The following is an 18,582-nucleotide window of genomic DNA, read 5'->3' on the forward strand; positions in this document are numbered from 1 at the left end:
CGGCAAGGGATGCCTGATCGCATGAGCGAAGACCAAAAGCCCCACGACGCCAAGCGTGACGCCACGCCCGAGGAAGTCTTCGCGGCGTCGGAGGCCGACGCGCCGGTCGAGGCGGTCAAGTCGCCGACTTCGAACGCGACCACGTCGAACCAAAAGGTCTATGCGCAAAAGCCGGGCGGTCGCGACAAGACGCCGTCGGCCGCCAGCGAGACCGGCGAAATCTTCAAGACCATCATCTTCGCCCTGCTGATCGCGATGGTGCTGCGGATCTTCCTTTTCCAGCCCTTCACCATTCCGTCGGCCTCAATGGAGCCCAACCTCTATGAAGGCGACTATATCGTCGTGTCGAAGTGGTCGTACGGCTTCTCGAAGCACTCGATCCCATTCAGCCCGCCGCTGTTCGACGGCCGGATCATGGGTTCGGCGCCCAAGCGCGGCGACATCGTCGTGTTCAAACTGCCGCGCGATAACAAGACCGACTTCATCAAGCGCGTGATCGGCCTGCCCGGCGACCGCATCCAGATGATCGCCAATAAGTTGTATATCAACGACAAACCCGTTCAGGACGTGGTGGTCAGCGAGCAGGAGATCAACGACATCTTCGGCCCGCGCCCCGTGACCGAGGTCCGCGAGACCCTGCCGGAAGGCAAGAGTTTCATGACCCAGGACTTCGGTCCCGGAAATGATCTGGACGACACCCCGGTCTATGAAGTCCCGGCCGGCCACTACTTCATGATGGGCGACAACCGCGACAACTCGATCGACAGCCGCGTCGAACAGTCCAGCGGCGTGGGCATGGTCCCGGCCGAGAACTTGGTCGGCAAGGCCCAGATCATCCTGTTCTCTTGGAAGCCCGGTTCGTCGCTGTGGAACCCTGTCAGCTGGTTCAACGTGCGGCTCGACCGGTTCTTCAACGTCTTGAAGTAATGGCGAATACGCGAGCCGAAGCCGTCACGGCGCTGGAAACGCGCCTGGGACACACGTTCAAGGACAAGGCCCTGCTGGAGCGCGCCCTGACCCACGCCAGCGTGGGCGAGGGGGCGCCGGTCGGGATTCACGGCCCGCGCGACAACGAGCGACTAGAGTTCCTGGGCGACCGGGTGCTGGGACTGCTGGTCGCCGAGCGGCTGTCGGCCGAGTTCCCGACGGCCGACGAAGGTCAGCTGTCTTCAAGCCTGCATGCTCTGGTCGACAAGACCGCTTGCGCCCGCGTCGGCGAGGCCCTGGGCGTCGGTCCGGCCCTGCGTCTGTCGCCCGGCGAGACCAAGACCGGCGGCCGTCGCAAGGCGGGCGTCATCGCCGATGCGGTCGAGGCCATACTGGCGGCCGTCTACCTGGACGGCGGTCTGGATGCGGCGCGAAGCTTCTTCGAAGTCGCCTGGGCCGACGAACTGTCGGCGCCGCCGTCGCGGACCGTGACCAATCCCAAATCGGCGCTTCAGGAATGGGCGCAAGGCAAGGGCAGGCCGCTGCCGACCTATCGCGTGTCGGATCGGACGGGTTCGGATCATGCGCCGACATTCACCGTCGAAGTTTCCGTGCAGGACGTGCAGCCCTTGACCGCGCAAGGGCGTTCGCGTCAGGAGGCGGAGAAGGCGGCCGCAACGGCTCTCCTCAAACGTGAAGGCGTCATTTGACCGATTTCGAAAACCAGCGCGCGGGCTTCGCCGCCATCATTGGCGCGCCGAACGCCGGCAAGTCCACGCTGGTGAACCGGCTGACCGGATCCAAGGTCTCCATCGTCACGCAGAAGGTGCAGACTACGCGCTTTCCCGTGCGTGGCATCGCCATGGAAGGCGACGCCCAGATCGTGCTGGTGGACACGCCCGGAATCTTCACCCCGCGCCGTCGTCTGGACCGGGCCATGGTCGCCTCGGCCTGGGGCGGGGCCCAGGATGCGGATATAGTCGTCCACCTGATCGACGCACAGTCGCACATCAACTCGGAAGGTCGGGAAGGCACGGCGGCGGATCGCCGCTCGGCCGAGGACACCGAGACCATCATCGCCAACTTGCAGTCCACCGGAACCAAGGTGGTGCTGGCGCTGAACAAGATCGACGGCATGCGGCGCGACACCCTGCTGGCCCTGTCGCAGAAGCTGTTCGAGAGCGGCGTCTATTCCGAGGTCTATATGATCTCGGCCGCCAATGGCGACGGCGTCGAGGATCTGAAACAGCGTCTTGCCTTGTCCATGCCCAAGGGGCCGTGGCTCTATCCCGAGGATCAGGCGGCCGATGTGCCGGTGCGGGTCTTGGCGGCGGAGATCACGCGCGAGAAGGTCTATCTGCGCGTCCATGAGGAACTGCCCTATTCGGCGGCTGTGGAGACGACCAGTTTCGAGGACCGCGCCGACGGATCGGCCCGGATCGAACAGACCATCTATGTCGAGCGCGAGAGCCAGCGGCCCATCGTCCTGGGCAAGGGCGGCCAGACCCTGAAATGGATCGGCCAGAAGTCCCGCGAAGAGCTGAACGAGCTGCTCGGTCGCCAGGTCCACCTATTCCTGACGGTGAAGGTCGATCCGAAGTGGCAGGATTCGCGGGCGCTCTACGCCCAGTTTGGTCTGGATTTCGACGTCTGAGTTCCTGTGTTTGAAGTACCGCGTACTGCCGGGGGCCATCCCCGGCTTGTTCTGGGCGTCCTTGGGGCGCTGATCCTCGGCGGCGCGGTCTGGGGCGGCATCGCCACGGCTGTTCCACCCAAGACCGATGCAGCCTTGGTGACGGAGCGGGCCGATGCGCCGCCGCGTCCGCCTGTGGTAGTTGTTCAGGACTTGCCGCAACTGGCGGCGCGCCTGGATCGCGAGGCGGCGGCAGGACGGTTCATGGGGGCGGTTCTGGTGGCCAAGGGCGACCGGGTGCTGTTCCGCCAGGTCTATGGCAAGGCGAATTACGAGCGGGACGAGCCGCTGGCGCTGGACTCGCGCTTCCGCCTGGCATCGATCTCCAAACAGTTCACGGCGACGGCGATCCTGAAGCTTCAGGACGAAGGCAAGCTGAACGTCTCCGACCCTGTCTGCAAATGGATCCAGCCCTGCCCGCAGGCCTGGGCGCCGGTGCGGATCAGTCATCTGCTGTCGCACACCTCGGGCATTCCCGACCTGATGGCGCGGCCCGGCTGGGGCATGCGGCGCACGACGCACGCGACGCTGGACGAGCTGACCGAGGATTCGAAGCGGTTCGGCCTGCAGTTCGAACCGGGGACCGAGGTCCGATACGACAACGCCGCCTTCAACCTGGCCGCTGCTATCGTCGAAAAAGCCAGCGGCAAGCCGTATCAGACCTATATGCGCGAGACCTTCTTCAAGCCTCTGGGCATGAAGGACAGCGGGCTGGATCTGGACGGCGGCGATCACGGCGTCATCATGGGCTACGCCAACTTCCCAGGCGGTCTGGCGGCCCAGCCGAACGCCAATACCTCCATCGTTGCGGGGGCGGGCGCGGTCTATTCGACCCTGGACGACCTGCTGGTCTGGCAAAGGGCGCTGCACCGCGGCGCGCTGCTGACGCCGGGCAGTTACCAGCAGATGCTGGCCGACCATGCGCCAGCGGACATGAAACCGAACGAGCGCAGCCATCCGCGTCGGGACTGGGGTTTCGGCATCTTCGCCAATCGTCTGGGCGATCAGGTGCAGCCCAGTTTCCAAGACCGCCAGATCTATCACACCGGCAGTTGGGGCGGGTTCCGCAACCTGATGCTGTATCAACCCGACGCCGACGTGACGGTGATCGTACTGTCCAACAATTATCACCTGCGCGACCAGGTATTCCTGATCAGCCAGCAGGCGATGGCCGAAGCCCTGGGTCGCGAGTTTCCGACGACGCTGGCGCGCTGAGGCATCCACCTGGTTTCCCAACGGGGAGAACAGGACTAGAACAGACGCATGATCGCCCTTTTCGCCACCATCGCCCTGTCCGCGTCTCTGATGCAGGCGTCGGATGACCCCAGTGTCACCGCAGGCGTCGTTCTGGACCGGATGCATGAGGCCGCATCACGCGCGGACGGCCCGGCCTATTTCGACCTGTTCACCCCCAACGCCCGGTTCATCGGCACGGATGCGACCGAGCGCTGGTCGCTGGCCGAGTTTCGCGCCTATGCGACGCCGTTCTTCTCGCGCGGAAAGGGCTGGACCTATCGGCCGCATGACCGGGTGGCGACATTGGCGCCGGGCGATTGTCGCTGCATCGTCTGGTTCGACGAACTGCTGGACAACGACGCCTATGGGCTGACGCGGGGATCGGGCGTGCTGCGTCTGACCGACGACGGCTGGAAGATCGAGCAATATGTCCTCAGCTTCACCGTGCCGAACGACAAGGCCAAGGGCGTGGTCGGATTGATCGCCGAAGGGCCGGCCGACTGATGGACTTTCACGAAGAGGCGTTCGTCCTGTCGGCGCGCAGCCATGGCGACACCGGGTCCGTGGTGGACCTGTTGACCGAGAACCATGGTCGACGGTCCGCCTATGTCGCGGGCGGGGCGTCGCGCAAGATGAAGCCGTTCCTGCAAGCTGGAGCGCGGGTCGTGGCGGACTATCGCGCGCGAACCTCGGATCATCTGGGCGCTGCGCGGCTGGAGCCGGTAGGCGAGGGGCCCAGCGCCCTGTTCGACGACGCCCTGGCGCTGACCGGGTTGGCGGCGGCGGCCGGCGTGGCGCAAGGGGCCTTGCCCGAGCGCGAGCCGCACCCGGGCATCTTTCTGGCCTTCGAGGCGCTGATGGCGGCCTTCGCCCTGCCGGATGTCTGGCCCGCCGTCTTCGTGCGGTTCGAGGCGGGGCTGCTGGAAGACCTGGGCTTTGGCCTCGATCTGTCGAAATGCGCGGCGACGGGCACGGCCGATGACCTGATCTACGTCAGCCCCCGCACCGGCCGGGCGGTCAGCCGCGAAGCCGGCGCGCCCTATGCGGACAAGATGCTGACCCTGCCGCCCTTCATGCTGGGCGCCCAGGCGGGGTTAATCGAGGGCGACGTGAAGGCTGGGTTCGATCTGACCGGGCATTTCCTCGAACAGTTCGTATTCCACCCGCAGAACAAGCCCCTGCCGGCCGCGCGCGTGTGGATGCTGGACAAGCTGGGCGACGCAGGCCGGCTCTAGCCGAAGGTGAAGGCGAACACCTGAACGCCGGGATCCAGGAATTCGATCTGGAACGTCCGCTCGCGCACCGCACCCGTCTGGCGAACCAGTTGATAGAGCCGTTCACCATCGACCCGACCCAGGCCCTGGGCGTCGATGTCGCTGCCCGCGTTCGAGCCTGGCGCGGCGCCATCGATCCGGACGCGGAAACGGACCGGGGCGCCCGGCTTGCTCGGCCCCATGACCAGATGCAGGTCGCGGGCCTTGAAGCGGAATGCGACACGCCCTCCAGCAGTCTGAAGGTCGGCGTGTTCGCGGGTGACCCTCCAGCGGCCGGACAGGTTCCAGCCGTTCAGTTGCAGCGGCGCGGCGACGTAGTCCTTGATGACATCATTGGCCAGGCCGCCGGGCGAACGGAAGTTCTCGGCGCGGGCATAGCCGACATAGGTTTCCGGCGATTGGACCTGGGCCATGTCGGCGGCCGCCTCAGCACCCTGAGCCTGGACGCTGACGACATTGCTGGCGACGTTTGCGGCCCCGGCTTCCTTGAGCAGTTGCTGGATCACCCGTTCGGAGCCCTCATAGTCGCCTTCGCCGAAGTGGTGGTGACGAATCTGGCCCTTGGCGTCGATGAAGTAGTGGGCGGGCCAGTACTGGTTCTTGAACGCGCGCCAGATGCCGAATTCGTTGTCCATGGCGACGGGATAGGTGATGCCCAACCGCTGAATGTTCTGGCGGACGTTGGCCTCGGATTTTTCGAAAGCGAACTCCGGCGTGTGGACGCCGATCACCACCAGGCCCTGATCCTTGTACTTCTCGGCCCAGGCGCGGACGTAGGGGATGGAGCGGATGCAGTTGATGCAGGAGTAGGTCCAGAAATCGACCACCACGACCTTGCCGCGCAGTTGCTCGGTCGTCAGGGGCGGGGAGTTGATCCAGGTCGTCGCGCCCGTCAGCGGCGGCATGACGCCCTCGACCGGCAGGTTCGCCAGATCGGTCGGGGCTTCGTTCGTCGGCATGCCGCGCCCGATCCCACCCAGCAGCGCCTGTTCGATCCGGCCTGTGCTGGCGGCGGAAATACGGGTCAGCAGGCCGGTATCGGCGCCCAGGCCGATGACGACCACGCCGATCAGGACCAGCACGCCCAGCCCGCGACGCACCCATTCGCCGACGCCCAATGCGCCCTTCATGGCCTTGAACACACGACCGCCGACCAGCAGGGCCAGACCCAGGGACGTCGCCGCGCCCGCCGCATAGGCCAGCAGCAACACCGTCGTGCCGACGCCCGCGCCCTGAAGCGCGGCGCCCGTCAGGATCACGCCCAGGATCGGCCCGGCGCACGGCGCCCACAGCAGACCCGTCGCAACGCCCAGCAGCAGAGAGGCTCGCACCTCGCCCTGATCACCACTGTGACGTTCCGCACGGTCCGTCAGCCAGGAACCGGCGGCGACGAACGGCCGCATCAGCCGGTCGCCCACTGCGGGGAACAGCAAGCTCAGGCCCAGGACCGCCATCACGCCCAGCGCGACCCAGCGCCCGACCTCATTGGCGCGCACCGCCCACCCGCCGCCCAGCGCCGCCAGCGTCGCCACGCCCGCGAAGGTGACCGCCATCCCAACCAGCAGCGGAAACCCATTGCGCAGGAACGGCCGGCCGGCACGCGCGAAAACGAACGGCAGGACAGGCAATATGCAAGGACTGATGATGGTCAGGACGCCAGCGAGATAGGAAAGCAGGAACAGGATCATGGCGCGGCCTGACGATGATGTGTGTCTCACATACGAACGGCGGAGGACTTTGGTAACTCCGCAACGCGCTTATCCCCCAATCTGCGGCTGGGCGGGCTAGACTTATCGCTTCCGATCCCCGATTCGCAGAGCCATGACGATCCATGCCCCGCCGCCGGAAGGCGGCCGTATCATCGACGAGCCGATGGAGACGGCGCTCAGCCGTCGCTATCTGGCCTACGCCCTGTCGACCATCACCAACCGCGCCCTGCCGGACGTGCGCGACGGGTTCAAGCCCGTGCACCGGCGCATCCTGTACGCCATGCACCAGATGCGGCTGAACCCGCAGGCGGCGGCGCGCAAATGCGCCAAGGTCGTCGGCGAAGTCATGGGCGGATACCACCCTCACGGCGACGCCTCGATCTATGAGGCCCTGGTGCGTCTGGCCCAGGATTTCGCCCAGCGCTATCCGCTGGTCGACGGTCAGGGGAATTTCGGCAATATCGACGGCGATAGCGCCGCAGCCATGCGCTATACCGAGTGCAAGCTGACGCCTGCCGCCGTGCTGTTGCTGGAGGGGATCGATCAGGATTCGGTGGATTTCCGCGCCACCTATGACGATCAGGACGAGGAGCCCATCGTCCTGCCGGCCGGCTTCCCCAATCTGCTTGCCAACGGCTCGTCCGGCATCGCCGTCGGCATGGCGACTTCGATCCCGCCGCACAATGTCGGTGAGCTGATCGACGCCTGCCAGATGCTGCTGGACAGGCCCGAGACGACGACGGCGGAACTGGTGCAACTGGTGCCGGGACCGGACTTCCCGACCGGCGGCGTGGCCGTCGAAGGTCATGCCTCTATCCTGGACGCCTATGAGACGGGCCGGGGCGGGGTGCGTCTGCGCGCGCGTTGGGAGACCGAGGACCTGGGGCGCGGCGTGTGGCGGATCATCGTCACCGAGATGCCGTACCAAGTTCAGAAGTCGCGCCTGATCGAGGCGCTGGCGGACCTGATCGAGCACAAGAAGGCGCCGCTGCTGGGCGACGTGCGCGACGAGTCCGCCGAGGATATCCGCCTGATCCTGGAGCCCAAGAACCGCACCATCGAGCCTGAAATGCTGATGGAAAGCCTGTTCAAACTGTCCGATCTGGAGGTCCGCTTCCCGATCAACATGAACGTGCTGGACGCCAGCGGCACGCCGCGCGTCATGGGGCTGAAGGACTGCCTGCGCGCCTTCCTGGATCACCGCCGCGTGGTCTTGAACCGACGTTCGCAATGGCGGATCGAGCGGGTCGAGAAGCGGCTTCACCTGCTGGAAGGCCTGCGCATCGTCTTCCTCAACCTGGACGAGGTGATCCGCATCGTTCGCGAGGAGGAGCAGCCCAAGGCGGTGCTGATCGCCCGCTTCGGTCTGACCGAAGCCCAGTCCGACTATATTCTCGACACCCGTCTACGTCAGTTGGCGCGGATCGAGGAAATGGCGATCGAGAAGGAATTCAATGCGTTGTCGGAAGAACTTGCACATCTGCAAGCGCTGACGTCGTCGGAAGGCAAGCAGTGGAAGGCCGTGTCCAAGGAGCTGGAGGTGGTGCGCAAGGCGCTGATCTCGCCGCGTCGGACCACCATCGCCGACGCCGTCGACAGCTCGGCCTTCGTCGCGCCCGAGGCCTTCATCCCGCGTGAAGCGATAACCGTCATCCTGTCGGAACGCGGCTGGATCCGCGCCGCCAAGGGCAAGGTCGAGGATCCGTCGGAACTGAAGTTCAAGGAAGGTGACCAGCTTGCCTATCTCGTGCCGGCCTATACGACCGATAAGCTGCTGGTGGCGGCGTCGGATGGGCGCATCTTCACCATCGGGGCCGACAAGCTTGCGTCGGGTCGAGGGCATGGCGAGCCGCTGCGCCTGATGATCGATCTGGACGAGAAGGCCGAAATCATCAACGTCCTGGCGCATCAGCCGGGCGGCAAACTGCTGATCGCGTCCAAGGCCGGTTACGGCTTCATCGCGCCGGAAGACGACACACTGGCCCAGAAGCGGGGCGGCAAGCAGGTGCTGAACGGCGACATGCTGGCCGTGCTGCGGGTCACCGGGGATCACGTCGCGACCATAGGCGAGAACATCAAGGCGCTGATCTTCCCGCTGGCAGAACTGCCCGAGATGGGTCGCGGCAAGGGCGTGCGTTTGCAGAACTTCAAACAGGGCGGCCTGGCCGACGTGACCGTGTTCAACGCCGAACAGGGGCCGGAATGGGCCGATGGCGGCGGACGACGTCGCAACTGGCCCGACTGGAAGGATTGGCTGGGCAAACGCGCCGGCGCCGGCCGTCAGGGGCCGCGGGGCTTAAGGAAGTTCAGGTAGAAAGTTACTTCTCCCTCCCCGTTTCGGGGAGGGTGGCTGAGGCGCAGCCGAAGCCGGGTGGGGAGGGCAGAGCGACGTCCCACAGACCTGTTTTGATGAAAAATGTGCGTCCCTAGCGGGCCGCCCCCACCCCGTCGCTGGCGCGACGACCCTCCCCGAAACGGGGGGGGAGAGGGGCGGGCTTTAGTCTTCCCTCCGGGCCCAGCCCAGCTTGCCGAGGACTTCCATCGGGCGGAAGTCGGCCTTGTAGTCCATCTTGGCCGAGCCCTGGACCCAGTAGCCCAGATAGACGAAGGGCAAGCCGACGATCGCGGCTTGGCGGACGTGATCGAGAATGGCGAACCGCCCCAGGCTGCGGCGCTCCATCGTCGGATCGTAGAAGCTGTAGACCATCGATAGCCCGTCCTTGAGCAGGTCGGTCAGGGTCACGGCGACCAGATCGCCGGGGCCGCCGTCGGTCGAGGGCAGACGATATTCGATCAGATGGGTGCGGACGGCCGTGTCCTCGACCATGGCGACATAGTCGAGCCAGCCCATGTCGCTCATGCCGCCGGTCGGATGGCGTGTGGTCAGATAGCGGCGCAGAAGCTGGAACTGCTCGGTCGTCGCCTCGGCCTCGACCAGATCGCGCGACAGATCGGCGTTGCGGGCCAGAACCTTGCGTTGAGAGCGGCTGAATGCGAACTCGGGCACGGGCAGACGCACGGAAACGCAGGCGTCGCAGGCCTCGCAGGCCGGGCGATAGGCGATGTTCTGGCTGCGGCGGAAGCCGGCGATGGTCAGTTCGTCGTTGACGTGGGCGCCGTCGGAGAAGGGCAGGTTGGCGAACACCTTCCGCTCGGTCTTGCCCGGCAGATAGGGGCAGGGCGCGACCGAGGTCATGAAGAACCGGAGCTGGCGGGTCGGTACGTGCTGGGTCACGGCCTCAGGTCCGCATCCGATCTTGCCAATATTGCGACAGTTGAACGCTCATGGCGCGATTTGGCGTCATTCGTGGCTGGGCTGCAAGCGTGTTCACGTCGCAGCCGAGCGGGGTCACAACGAGGTATCCATCGGCAGGACAGGCGCCTCGCGCAACAGGACGATGGCGATGCGGCGGTTGCCGGCGAGCGTGGGGTCGTCGGGATAGAGGGGGTCGGACCCCGCCTTGCCCGCCACCGAATAGACCCGGTCGGGATCGACGCCTGCGCCCTGAAGCACCAGGCGCGAGCCGTTGGCGCGTTCGGATGACAGGGTCCAGTCGGCCGGCGCGCTGGCGCGGCTGGAACCCGGCGTGGCGCTGGTGTGGCCGGTGATGGAGATCCGGTTCGGCAGTTGATTGATGACCTTGGAGATGGCGCGCAGCAGGACCTGGGCCCGCGCGTTCGGTCGTGACGAGTTGTTGTCGAACATCGACCGGCCTTCCTGATCGACCAGCTGGATGCGCAAGCCCTCAGGCGTCTGATCGACGATCAGCTGTTTCGACAGCTCGGCCAGTTCCGGCATCGACTGCATGGCCTGACGCAAGGATTCGGCGGCGCTGGCGAACTCGGCGGCTTCGCGTTTCTGGATTTCGGCCTGAAGGGCGGCGTCGCTGGCGGAGGACAGGTTCGAACTGGGGCCGGTCTGGTCGGTCGCCGGCGCCTCGGGCGCCAGTTCCTGCAGCACGGATTGCGAGCCGGAACTCTTGGGACCATCGTCGCCCAGCGACGTGCCGCCCAGGATGCCGCCCGAGCCGGAGGTCGTCTCGGACACGCTGGCGGGTGCGAAATATTCGGCGATGCCGCGCTTTTGTTCGGGGTCGGTCGTGTTGATCAGCCACATCAGCAGGAAGAAGGCCATCATGGCGGTCACGAAGTCCGCATAGGCCACCTTCCACGCGCCGCCGTGGTGGCCTCCGCCGGAGACCTTCTTGACCTTCTTGATGAGGATCGGACGATCGCTCACGGACATGGACACGTATCCCGAGGAGTGTTGTCCCATAATGCCCTCGCCAAGGTTAACCGGGCGTTGACCTTGAACCCCGGCGCGACCCGGCCTAGTCCGACGGCGAGATCAAGGAGCCTGTCATGAAGATCGCATTCGCCGGCCTGGGCGTCATGGGCGCCCCGATGGCGCGTCATCTGGTCGAGGCGGGCCACGACGTGACCGGCTTCAATCGCACGACGGCGAAGGCGCGGGCCTGGGCGGCGGCGACAGGCGGCAAGTCGGCCGCGACGGTGGCGGAGGCGGCGCAGGGCGTCGAACTGTTCATCCTGTGCGTCGGCAATGATGACGACGTGCGGGCCGTCGTGACCGAGGCCCTGCCGCATCTGGCCGAAGGCGCGGTTATCGTGGACCACACCACGACCTCGTCCAAGGTGGCGCGCGAGATGGCGGAACTGGCCCAGGGGCAAGGGCGCCAGTTCGTCGATGCACCAGTGTCAGGCGGTCAGACCGGCGCCGAGAACGGGCAGCTCAGCGTCATGGCTGGCGGGGAAGCCGCCGCCCTGGCGACGGCGGAACCGGCGCTGAAAGCCTATTCCAAGGCGATCAAGCACATGGGACCGGCCGGATCGGGCCAACTGACCAAGATGGTCAATCAGATCGCCATCGCCGGCGTGGTTCAGGGCCTGGCAGAGGCGGTGCATTTCGCCCAGGTCGCCGGCCTGGATACCGACGCCGCCTATGAAGCCGTGTCGAAGGGCGCGGCGCAAAGCTGGCAGATGGACAATCGCTGGAAGACGGCGGCCAAGGGCGAGTTCGAGTTCGGCTTCGCCGTCGACTGGATGCGCAAGGATTTGGGCCTGGTGCTGGACGAGGCGCGGTCGAACGGCGCGCGGCTGAGCCTGACGGCTCTCGTCGATCAATTTTACGCCGAGGTTCAGGCCATGGGCGGAAACCGCTGGGATACGTCCAGCCTGGCGGCGCGACTACAACCCCGCGACTGAAGCCTAAAGTTTGCGGTGCATGAGGTGCAGGCCGACCAGGCCGTGGGCCGGATGATCGAAGGCCTCGGGGACTGTGCCGACGATCTCGAAGCCCAGCGCCTTCCACAGGCCGACGGCGACGGTGTTGGTCTCGACGACCGCATTGAACTGCATCGACTTGAAACCGGCGTCGCGAGCGAAGGTCAGAGCGGCCTCGCCCAAGCTGCGGGCCACGCCTCGACCGCGTGCGGCAGTGGCGACCATGAAGCTGCCGTTGGCGACGTGGGCGCCGTTTCCTTGCTGGTTCGGAATGATCTTGGCGGCGCCCAGCACCTGGCCGTCCTCGATCGCGACCAGAGTTCCGCCGGGCGCAGGCGGCGTCCACATTATGCGGGCCTGCGCCTCGGTCATGTCCAGCGGATAGGTATAGGTCTCGCCCGCGCGGGTGACGGCCTCGATGATCGGCCACAGGCCGGGCCAGTCGGCATCCGCGATCGGTCGGATTTCCAAGCCCATCAGCCCAGCAGCCGTGCGGCCTGAGGCGCGAAATAGGTCAGCACGCCTGCACAGCCGGCGCGCTTGAACCCGTGCAGGGTCTCAAGGATCGCGCGGTCCTGATCCAGCCAGCCGTTGGCGATGGAGGCCTGCATCATCGAATATTCGCCCGACACCTGATAGGCGAAGGTTGGAACGCTGAAGGTCTCGGACACACGCCGGACGATGTCCAGATAGGGCATGCCCGGCTTGACCATCACGGCGTCTGCGCCTTCCGACAGGTCCATCGCGACCTCCTTTAGGGCCTCGTCGGAGTTGGCGTAGTCCATCTGATAGGTCTTCTTGTCGCCCTTCAGCAGGGTCGAAGAGCCGACGGCGTCACGGTAGGGGCCGTAGAAGGCCGAGGCGAACTTGGCCGCATAGGACAGGATCAGGGTGTCGGAAAAGCCGTTGGCCTCCAGCGCCTCGCGCACCGCCTGGATGCGGCCGTCCATCATGTCGGAGGGAGCGACCACATCGGCGCCGGCGTGGGCGTGGATGAAGGCCTGTTCGGCCAGCCGGTCCAGCGAGGCGTCGTTGGCGATCCGGTCGCCCTCCATCACCCCGTCGTGGCCGTGGTCGGTGTAGCAGTCCAGCGCCACGTCGGTCATGACGCCGATCTCGGGCGCGGCGTCCTTGATGGCCTTGATACAGTCGGGGATCAGACCGTCGGGATCGGTCGCGCCCGTGCCTACCGCATCCTTGATCGCGCCGTCCACGTTCGGAAACAGGGCGATCATCGGAATGCCCAGGTCGCGGGCCTCAACCGCCGTAGCCGCAGCGGCCTTTGGCGACAGGCGGAAGACGTCGGGCATGGAGGCGACGGGAACCCGATCCTCGGCGCCGTCGTGGACGATCAGCGGCCAGATCAGATCGGCCGGCGTCAGGGTCGTCTCCGCCACCAGCCTACGCACCCACGGGCTGGACCGCAGGCGGCGCGGACGGGCGAGCGGGAAGGGGGCGGGCTGATAGGGAAGCATGACGAAACCTTGGAAACTTGCCGTCGGACTAGCGCCGCAGCGACCAGGGCGCAAATCGCGTGATGCGTCGGATCGTTTCGCGCGTGATGACGGCTTGCGCGGATCGGCGAAATGCGAGCCTATCAGCGCCAAATCCAGGGAGATGACGATGATCAAGCGATTGGCGGCCGGCGCGGCGGTTCTGGCTCTTGCGACGGGCCTTTCGGCCTGTATCATCGTGTCGTCCGACGGCGGGTCGCGGACCGTGGTCGCGGGCGACAACGCCGTGATGGCGTCGCCGTCCTATGTCTCGCTCTATACCGACGCCGTCGCCGACACGAAGCGTCCGGCCGAAGAGGTGGCGCGTGATCCGCTGCGTCATCCGGCCGAGATCCTGGCCTTCGCCCAACTGGCTCCGGGCGACAAGGTCGCCGACATCCGCCCCGGCGCCGGCTATTTCACCCGCCTGTTCTCTGACGTGGTCGGCCCGACCGGCCGGGTCTACGCCTTCGTGCCCGAGCGGACGATGGCGCGGGAGAACGCCGGAGCGGACGCCCTTGCCGCTGCCTATTCCAATGTCACGCGCGTCAACGGCCTGCTGGACTCGATGACCTACGCCGAGCCGCTGGACATGATCTTCATGAGCCAGGAATACCACGACTTCCACATCCCCGGCTTCAACACCGACGTGGCCAAAATGAATGCGGCCGTGTTCGCCGCGCTGAAGCCCGGCGGGCGTTACATCCTGATCGACCATGAGGCGGCGCCCGGCACGGGCATTTCGGCGGTCCAGACCCTGCACCGCATCGAAGGCGACTATCTGAAGCGCGAGGTCGAGGCGGCGGGCTTCGTCTATGAGGGTGAGAGCACGGCTGTCGCCAATCCGGCCGACGACCACAGCCTGAACGTCTTCGACGAGAAGATTCGCGGCAAGACCGACCAGTTCGTCTATCGCTTCCGCAAGCCGGGCTGATGCGGGTGACGGCCGCGCTGGCGACGGCGCTGGTTCTGATCTGCGGGCCGGTCGCGGCGGCTGACGGCGATCCGCCTTATACGGTCGCGCCGAATCTGTTTCGGCTGGATGCGCCCGATCTGGGCCTGACGCCTGCGCCGGGGACCGAGACTTTCACCGTCTTCGCGCCGACGCAGGACACGGATCGGTTCAGCAATGGCGTGGTGCTGATCCCCTTCAGGGGCCGCCTCTACGCCCAGTGGCAAAGCTCAGCGCGGGACGAGGACGCCGCCGACACCTGGGTCGCCTACAGCGTCAGCGACGACGGCGAGACGTGGGCGGCGCCTCATGTGTTGGCGCCAAAGGGGCAGGGCGGGCGGATGCATTCCAGCGGCGGCTGGTGGACCGACGGCGAAACTCTGGTGGCCTATGTCAATGTCTGGCCCGAGGGTTTTCAGTCCGGTGCGGGCGGCTTCACTGAATATAGAACCAGCACGGACGGCGTGACCTGGAGCGATCCGCGTCGCGTGACCGGCGCGGACGGTCGTCCGGTCGAAGGCGTGATCGAACAGGATCCACACCTGATCGACGGTCGGGTGATGACGGGCTTTCACCTGCGACCCGGCATGATCGCGACGCCCTTCTTCACCGATGATTCGCTGGGCGTCACAGGATGGACGGCGGGCCAGATGGAGAACCTGCCGCGCGACGCCAGCGGCGCCCAGGCCGCACACGAGCGTCGTCTCAGCCGCGAGATCGAACCCAGTCTGTTCCGGCGCGCCGATGGCTGCGTGGTCATGGTGTTCAGGGACGAGGAGCTCAGCTTCCGCCAACTGGCGTCCGAAAGCTGCGACCGGGGCGTGACCTGGACGACGCCGGTGTTGACCGACATGCCGGACGCTCGCGCCAAGCAGAGCGCCGGCAATCTGCCGGACGGAACGGCCTATCTGGTCAATGCGCCCAACAGCGACCGACCCCGCCTGCCGCTGGCGGTGACGCTTAGCCGCGACGGTCGCCTGTTCGATCGCAGCCATCTGTTGCGGGGGCAAGGCGACCTTCAGCCGTTGCGGTTCGAGGGGCAGTACAAGCGGCCGGGCTATCACTATCCAAAGAGCGTCGTGTGGGGCGCCTACCTCTACGTCGCCTATGCCGCGAACAAGGAGGATGTGCAGGTCACGCGCGTCCCGCTGCGATCCCTGCAATACTGAGAACCGTTATCAATTAAGGGTTTGGGTCGTTTTGTCCATGTGGCGGACATGGACAAGCCCGCGCCGGGGGAGCAAATAACGCAAAGACATCGCCATAAGCGAAAGAACGCGTAGTTTGTTCGACTATAAGGCCGCCTTTAAAAGCTCGGTGGAGCAGGTTCGCAGCGAAGGACGTTACCGCGTCTTCGCCGATCTGAAACGCGTGCGCGGACAGTTTCCGCTGGCGGTGCGCCGCCGCGACGACGGTTCACAGCAGGACGTCGTGATCTGGTGCTCCAACGACTATCTGGGCATGGGCCAGCATCCCGTCGTTCTGGACGCCATGCACAATGAGATCGATGCGGTCGGCGCCGGCGCAGGCGGCACACGCAACATTTCGGGCACCACCCGTTCGGCCGTCGATCTGGAGGCTGAACTGGCCGACTGGCACCAGAAGGAAGCGGCCCTGCTGTTCACCTCGGGCTACGTCGGCAATGAGGCGACCCTGTCGACGCTGCAGAAGATACTGCCCGGCCTGATCACCTTCTCCGATTCGCTGAACCACGCCTCGATGATCGCCGGCATTCGCCACGGCGGCGGCGAGCGCCATGTGTTCATGCACAACGACCTGGCGCATCTGGAGGCTCTGCTGGCGGCGGCGCCGTCCGAGGCGCCCAAGCTGATCGCCTTCGAGAGCGTCTATTCGATGGATGGCGACATCGCCGACCTGGCCGGCACCATTGCTTTGGCCAAGAAGTACGGCGCCCTGACCTATCTGGACGAAGTCCATGCGGTCGGCCTGTATGGCGAGACCGGCGCGGGCGTGGCCGAGCGTGACGGCGTGCTGGATCAGATCGACATCATCGAATGCACGCTGGGCAAGGCTATCGGCGTGATGGGCGGCTATATCGCCGCCGACGCCATGATCATCGACGCGGTGCGCAGTTGGGCCTCGGGCTTCATCTTCACCACCTCGTTGCCGCCGGCGTTGACGGCGGGAGCGCTGGCCTCCGTGCGGCACCTGAAGGCCCACCCCGAACTTCGCGTCCAGCATCAGGAGCGGGCCGCGACGCTGAAGTCGCGCTTCGCGGCGGCTGGCATTCCGGTGATGGAAAGCGAGAGCCACATCGTGCCCGTGCACGTCGGCGATCCGATCCACTGCAAGATGATCTCGGACATGCTGCTGGACGAGTACGGCGTCTATGTTCAGCCGATCAACTATCCGACCGTGCCCAAGGGGACCGAGCGCCTGCGCTTCACGCCTTCGCCGAACCACACCGACGCCATGATGGATCATCTGGTCCAGGCGATGGACAAGCTGTTCGCCCACTGCAACGTGGCGCGCCAGCCCGTCGCGGCCTGAGGCTCGGCGATGGCGGACGAAGATCTCGGCGAGGTGATCGTCGAGTTCACGCGAAACGGCTCCTACCTCAAATGTTCGGCCATCCACGTCGCCACCGGCCGCGAGGTCAGCGCCATGGGGCCGGTCAACGAACCGAAGTCCGTCGAACGGGTGGCGATCGCCAAGTTGCGGCGGGCTTTGGCTTCAACCTGACCACAAGATGTTGTGGTCGGGCGCTGTGGGGACTAGATAGGCGGCCTTCTGATTTTCGGGGATTCCAGCGTGACGGCCTTCACCCACGACGCCTATTTCACCAAGACTCTCGCTGACGCCGACCCGGACGTCTTCAAGGGCATTCAGGGCGAGTTGGGTCGCCAGAAGGAGCAGATCGAGCTGATCGCTTCCGAGAACATCGTCTCCCAGGCGGTGCTGGATGCGCAAGGCTCGGTGCTGACGAACAAATACGCGGAAGGGTATCCCGGTCGTCGCTATTACGGCGGCTGCGAGTTTGTCGACATCACCGAGGATCTGGCGCGCGAGCGGGCCAAGACGCTGTTCGGCGCGGCCTTCGCCAACGTCCAGCCCCACTCGGGCGCCCAGGCCAACCAGGCGGTCTTCTTCACCCTGCTTCAGCCCGGCGACACCTTCCTGGGCATGGACCTGGCCTGCGGCGGTCACCTGACGCACGGCTCGCCCGCGAACCAGTCGGGCAAGTGGTTCCGCCCGGTGACCTACAAGGTGCGCGAAGACAATCACCTGATCGATTACGATCACGTCGCCGAAATGGCCGAGCGTGAGAAGCCCAAGCTGATCCTGGCCGGCGCCTCCGCCTACAGCCGTCACATCGATTTCAAGCGCTTCCGCGAGATCGCCGACAGCGTCGGCGCCTATCTGATGGTGGATATGGCCCACTATGCGGGCCTGATCGCCGGCGGGGCCTATCCCGACCCGGTGCCGCACGCCCACGTCGTGACGACGACGACGCACAAGACCTTGCGCGGTCCGCGCGGCGGCATGATCCTGACCAACGACGGCGACATCGCCAAGAAGATCAACTCGGCTGTCTTCCCCGGCCTGCAGGGCGGGCCGCTGGAACACGTCATCGCCGCCAAGGCCGTGGCCTTCGGCGAGGCGCTGAAGCCCGAGTTCAAGCTCTATGCCAAGCAGGTGGTCAAGAACGCCCAGGCCCTGTCGGGCGTGCTGATCGAACGCGGCCTGGCCATCGTCTCGGGCGGCACCGACAGCCACCTGGCCCTGGTCGACCTGCGGCCCAAGGGTGTGACCGGCAAGGCGACCGAGCACGAGCTCGAAAAGGCGCTGATGACCTGCAACAAGAACGGCGTGCCTTTCGACACCGCCCCCTTCACCGTCACCTCGGGCGTCCGCCTGGGCACCCCGGCGGGCACCACGCGCGGCTTCGGCGAGGAAGAGTTCAAGCAGATCGGCCACTGGATCGCCGACGTCGTCTCGTCGATGAACGGCGGCGACGAAGCCGATCCGGCCGTGGTCGCGGGCGTGGCGGCCCAGGTTCGCGAGTTGACGAACCGCTTCCCGATCTACGGATAAC

18 protein-coding genes are annotated in these 18,582 nt (G+C 65.9%); 13 read left to right on the forward strand and 5 right to left on the reverse strand.

All coding sequences use genetic code 11. The annotated features are described in order from the left end of the window. Window positions 1-21 precede the first annotated feature (21 nt). Genes lepB through recO form a run of 6 tightly spaced genes read left to right on the forward strand, consistent with a single transcriptional unit; the run spans window position 22 to window position 5,091 of the window. Entirely contained in the window at window positions 22-927 is a 906-nt protein-coding gene (lepB, locus tag WC597_RS04105; protein WP_372691982.1) for a signal peptidase I, read from the forward strand. Next, window positions 927-1,637, forward strand: coding sequence for a ribonuclease III (gene rnc / locus WC597_RS04110; RefSeq protein WP_372691983.1), 711 nt, complete (start codon window positions 927-929; stop codon window positions 1,635-1,637). Before lepB ends, rnc begins: the two co-directional genes overlap by 1 nt. Further along, the gene (gene era, locus WC597_RS04115; RefSeq protein ID WP_372691984.1) at window positions 1,634-2,581 is read left to right on the forward strand and encodes a GTPase Era; all 948 of its coding nucleotides are present in this window, start codon (window positions 1,634-1,636) and stop codon (window positions 2,579-2,581) included. Before rnc ends, era begins: the two co-directional genes overlap by 4 nt. A gap of 6 nt (window positions 2,582-2,587) precedes the next feature. Continuing rightward, window positions 2,588-3,835, forward strand: a complete 1,248-nt coding sequence (locus WC597_RS04120) for a serine hydrolase domain-containing protein (protein WP_372691985.1) — start codon at window positions 2,588-2,590, stop codon at window positions 3,833-3,835. 48 nt (window positions 3,836-3,883) lie between these two features. Next, window positions 3,884-4,360, forward strand: a complete 477-nt coding sequence (locus tag WC597_RS04125) for a nuclear transport factor 2 family protein (RefSeq protein WP_372691986.1) — start codon at window positions 3,884-3,886, stop codon at window positions 4,358-4,360. Then, complete coding sequence (gene recO / locus WC597_RS04130) at window positions 4,360-5,091, forward strand: DNA repair protein RecO (RefSeq protein ID WP_372691987.1); 732 nt, start codon at window positions 4,360-4,362, stop codon at window positions 5,089-5,091. Before WC597_RS04125 ends, recO begins: the two co-directional genes overlap by 1 nt. Here the strand turns inward: recO and WC597_RS04135 are convergent. Further along, window positions 5,088-6,818 (reverse strand): cytochrome c biogenesis protein DipZ, encoded by a 1,731-nt coding sequence (locus tag WC597_RS04135; RefSeq protein ID WP_372691989.1) that lies wholly within the window; start codon window positions 6,816-6,818, stop codon window positions 5,088-5,090. The genes recO and WC597_RS04135 overlap by 4 nt on opposite strands. Before the next feature lie 133 nt (window positions 6,819-6,951). Between WC597_RS04135 and parC the strand changes: the two genes are divergently transcribed. Further along, on the forward strand, window positions 6,952-9,153 hold the full coding sequence (gene parC / locus WC597_RS04140) for a DNA topoisomerase IV subunit A (RefSeq protein ID WP_372691991.1): 2,202 nt from the start codon (window positions 6,952-6,954) through the stop codon (window positions 9,151-9,153). A 183-nt stretch (window positions 9,154-9,336) separates the two neighbouring features. On the opposite strand, the gene WC597_RS04145 is transcribed toward parC, so the two are convergent. Next, window positions 9,337-10,074 (reverse strand): arginyltransferase, encoded by a 738-nt coding sequence (locus WC597_RS04145; protein ID WP_372691992.1) that lies wholly within the window; start codon window positions 10,072-10,074, stop codon window positions 9,337-9,339. Window positions 10,075-10,188: 114 nt separating this feature from the next. Further along, entirely contained in the window at window positions 10,189-11,085 is an 897-nt protein-coding gene (locus WC597_RS04150) for a flagellar motor protein MotB (protein ID WP_372691993.1), read from the reverse strand. A 116-nt stretch (window positions 11,086-11,201) separates the two neighbouring features. Here WC597_RS04150 and WC597_RS04155 point away from each other — a divergent pair, with 116 nt between their 5' ends. Then, complete coding sequence (locus WC597_RS04155) at window positions 11,202-12,062, forward strand: NAD(P)-dependent oxidoreductase (RefSeq protein ID WP_372691994.1); 861 nt, start codon at window positions 11,202-11,204, stop codon at window positions 12,060-12,062. Between the two features lie 3 nt (window positions 12,063-12,065). On the opposite strand, the gene WC597_RS04160 is transcribed toward WC597_RS04155, so the two are convergent. Both WC597_RS04160 and hemB read right to left on the reverse strand, forming a co-directional pair. Continuing rightward, on the reverse strand, window positions 12,066-12,551 hold the full coding sequence (locus WC597_RS04160; RefSeq protein WP_372691995.1) for an N-acetyltransferase family protein: 486 nt from the start codon (window positions 12,549-12,551) through the stop codon (window positions 12,066-12,068). A 5-nt stretch (window positions 12,552-12,556) separates the two neighbouring features. Next, window positions 12,557-13,555 (reverse strand): porphobilinogen synthase, encoded by a 999-nt coding sequence (hemB, locus tag WC597_RS04165; protein WP_372691996.1) that lies wholly within the window; start codon window positions 13,553-13,555, stop codon window positions 12,557-12,559. Window positions 13,556-13,703: 148 nt separating this feature from the next. On the opposite strand from hemB, the gene WC597_RS04170 reads away from it, so the two are divergent. The 5 genes from WC597_RS04170 (at window position 13,704) to glyA (ending at window position 18,581) form a co-directional block, all read left to right on the forward strand. Further along, window positions 13,704-14,507 (forward strand): class I SAM-dependent methyltransferase, encoded by an 804-nt coding sequence (locus WC597_RS04170; protein ID WP_372691998.1) that lies wholly within the window; start codon window positions 13,704-13,706, stop codon window positions 14,505-14,507. Further along, entirely contained in the window at window positions 14,507-15,694 is a 1,188-nt protein-coding gene (locus WC597_RS04175) for a sialidase family protein (RefSeq protein WP_372691999.1), read from the forward strand. Before WC597_RS04170 ends, WC597_RS04175 begins: the two co-directional genes overlap by 1 nt. Window positions 15,695-15,809: 115 nt before the next feature. Continuing rightward, window positions 15,810-17,036, forward strand: a complete 1,227-nt coding sequence (gene hemA / locus WC597_RS04180) for a 5-aminolevulinate synthase (RefSeq protein WP_372692001.1) — start codon at window positions 15,810-15,812, stop codon at window positions 17,034-17,036. Window positions 17,037-17,045: 9 nt separating this feature from the next. Then, complete coding sequence (locus tag WC597_RS04185) at window positions 17,046-17,228, forward strand: hypothetical protein (RefSeq protein WP_372692002.1); 183 nt, start codon at window positions 17,046-17,048, stop codon at window positions 17,226-17,228. A gap of 69 nt (window positions 17,229-17,297) precedes the next feature. Further along, window positions 17,298-18,581, forward strand: a complete 1,284-nt coding sequence (glyA, locus tag WC597_RS04190) for a serine hydroxymethyltransferase (protein WP_372692003.1) — start codon at window positions 17,298-17,300, stop codon at window positions 18,579-18,581. The last annotated feature ends 1 nt before the right edge of the window (window position 18,582 follow it).

The organism is Brevundimonas sp. (assembly GCF_041648115.1).
Classification (GTDB): Bacteria; Pseudomonadota; Alphaproteobacteria; order Caulobacterales; family Caulobacteraceae; genus Brevundimonas.

Bases quoted from the DNA above. Each gene is read 5' to 3' on its own strand.
- lepB (WP_372691982.1), top strand. From the start codon at position 22: ATGAGCGAAGACCAAAAGCCCCACGACGCCAAGCGTGACGCCACGCCC.
- rnc (WP_372691983.1), top strand. From the start codon at position 927: ATGGCGAATACGCGAGCCGAAGCCGTCACGGCGCTGGAAACGCGCCTG.
- WC597_RS04125 (WP_372691986.1), top strand. From the start codon at position 3,884: ATGATCGCCCTTTTCGCCACCATCGCCCTGTCCGCGTCTCTGATGCAG.
- recO (WP_372691987.1), top strand. From the start codon at position 4,360: ATGGACTTTCACGAAGAGGCGTTCGTCCTGTCGGCGCGCAGCCATGGC.
- WC597_RS04135 (WP_372691989.1), bottom strand. From the start codon at position 6,818: ATGATCCTGTTCCTGCTTTCCTATCTCGCTGGCGTCCTGACCATCATC.
- parC (WP_372691991.1), top strand. From the start codon at position 6,952: ATGACGATCCATGCCCCGCCGCCGGAAGGCGGCCGTATCATCGACGAG.
- WC597_RS04150 (WP_372691993.1), bottom strand. From the start codon at position 11,085: ATGTCCGTGAGCGATCGTCCGATCCTCATCAAGAAGGTCAAGAAGGTC.
- WC597_RS04155 (WP_372691994.1), top strand. From the start codon at position 11,202: ATGAAGATCGCATTCGCCGGCCTGGGCGTCATGGGCGCCCCGATGGCG.
- hemB (WP_372691996.1), bottom strand. From the start codon at position 13,555: ATGCTTCCCTATCAGCCCGCCCCCTTCCCGCTCGCCCGTCCGCGCCGC.
- WC597_RS04170 (WP_372691998.1), top strand. From the start codon at position 13,704: ATGATCAAGCGATTGGCGGCCGGCGCGGCGGTTCTGGCTCTTGCGACG.
- WC597_RS04175 (WP_372691999.1), top strand. From the start codon at position 14,507: ATGCGGGTGACGGCCGCGCTGGCGACGGCGCTGGTTCTGATCTGCGGG.
- WC597_RS04185 (WP_372692002.1), top strand. From the start codon at position 17,046: ATGGCGGACGAAGATCTCGGCGAGGTGATCGTCGAGTTCACGCGAAAC.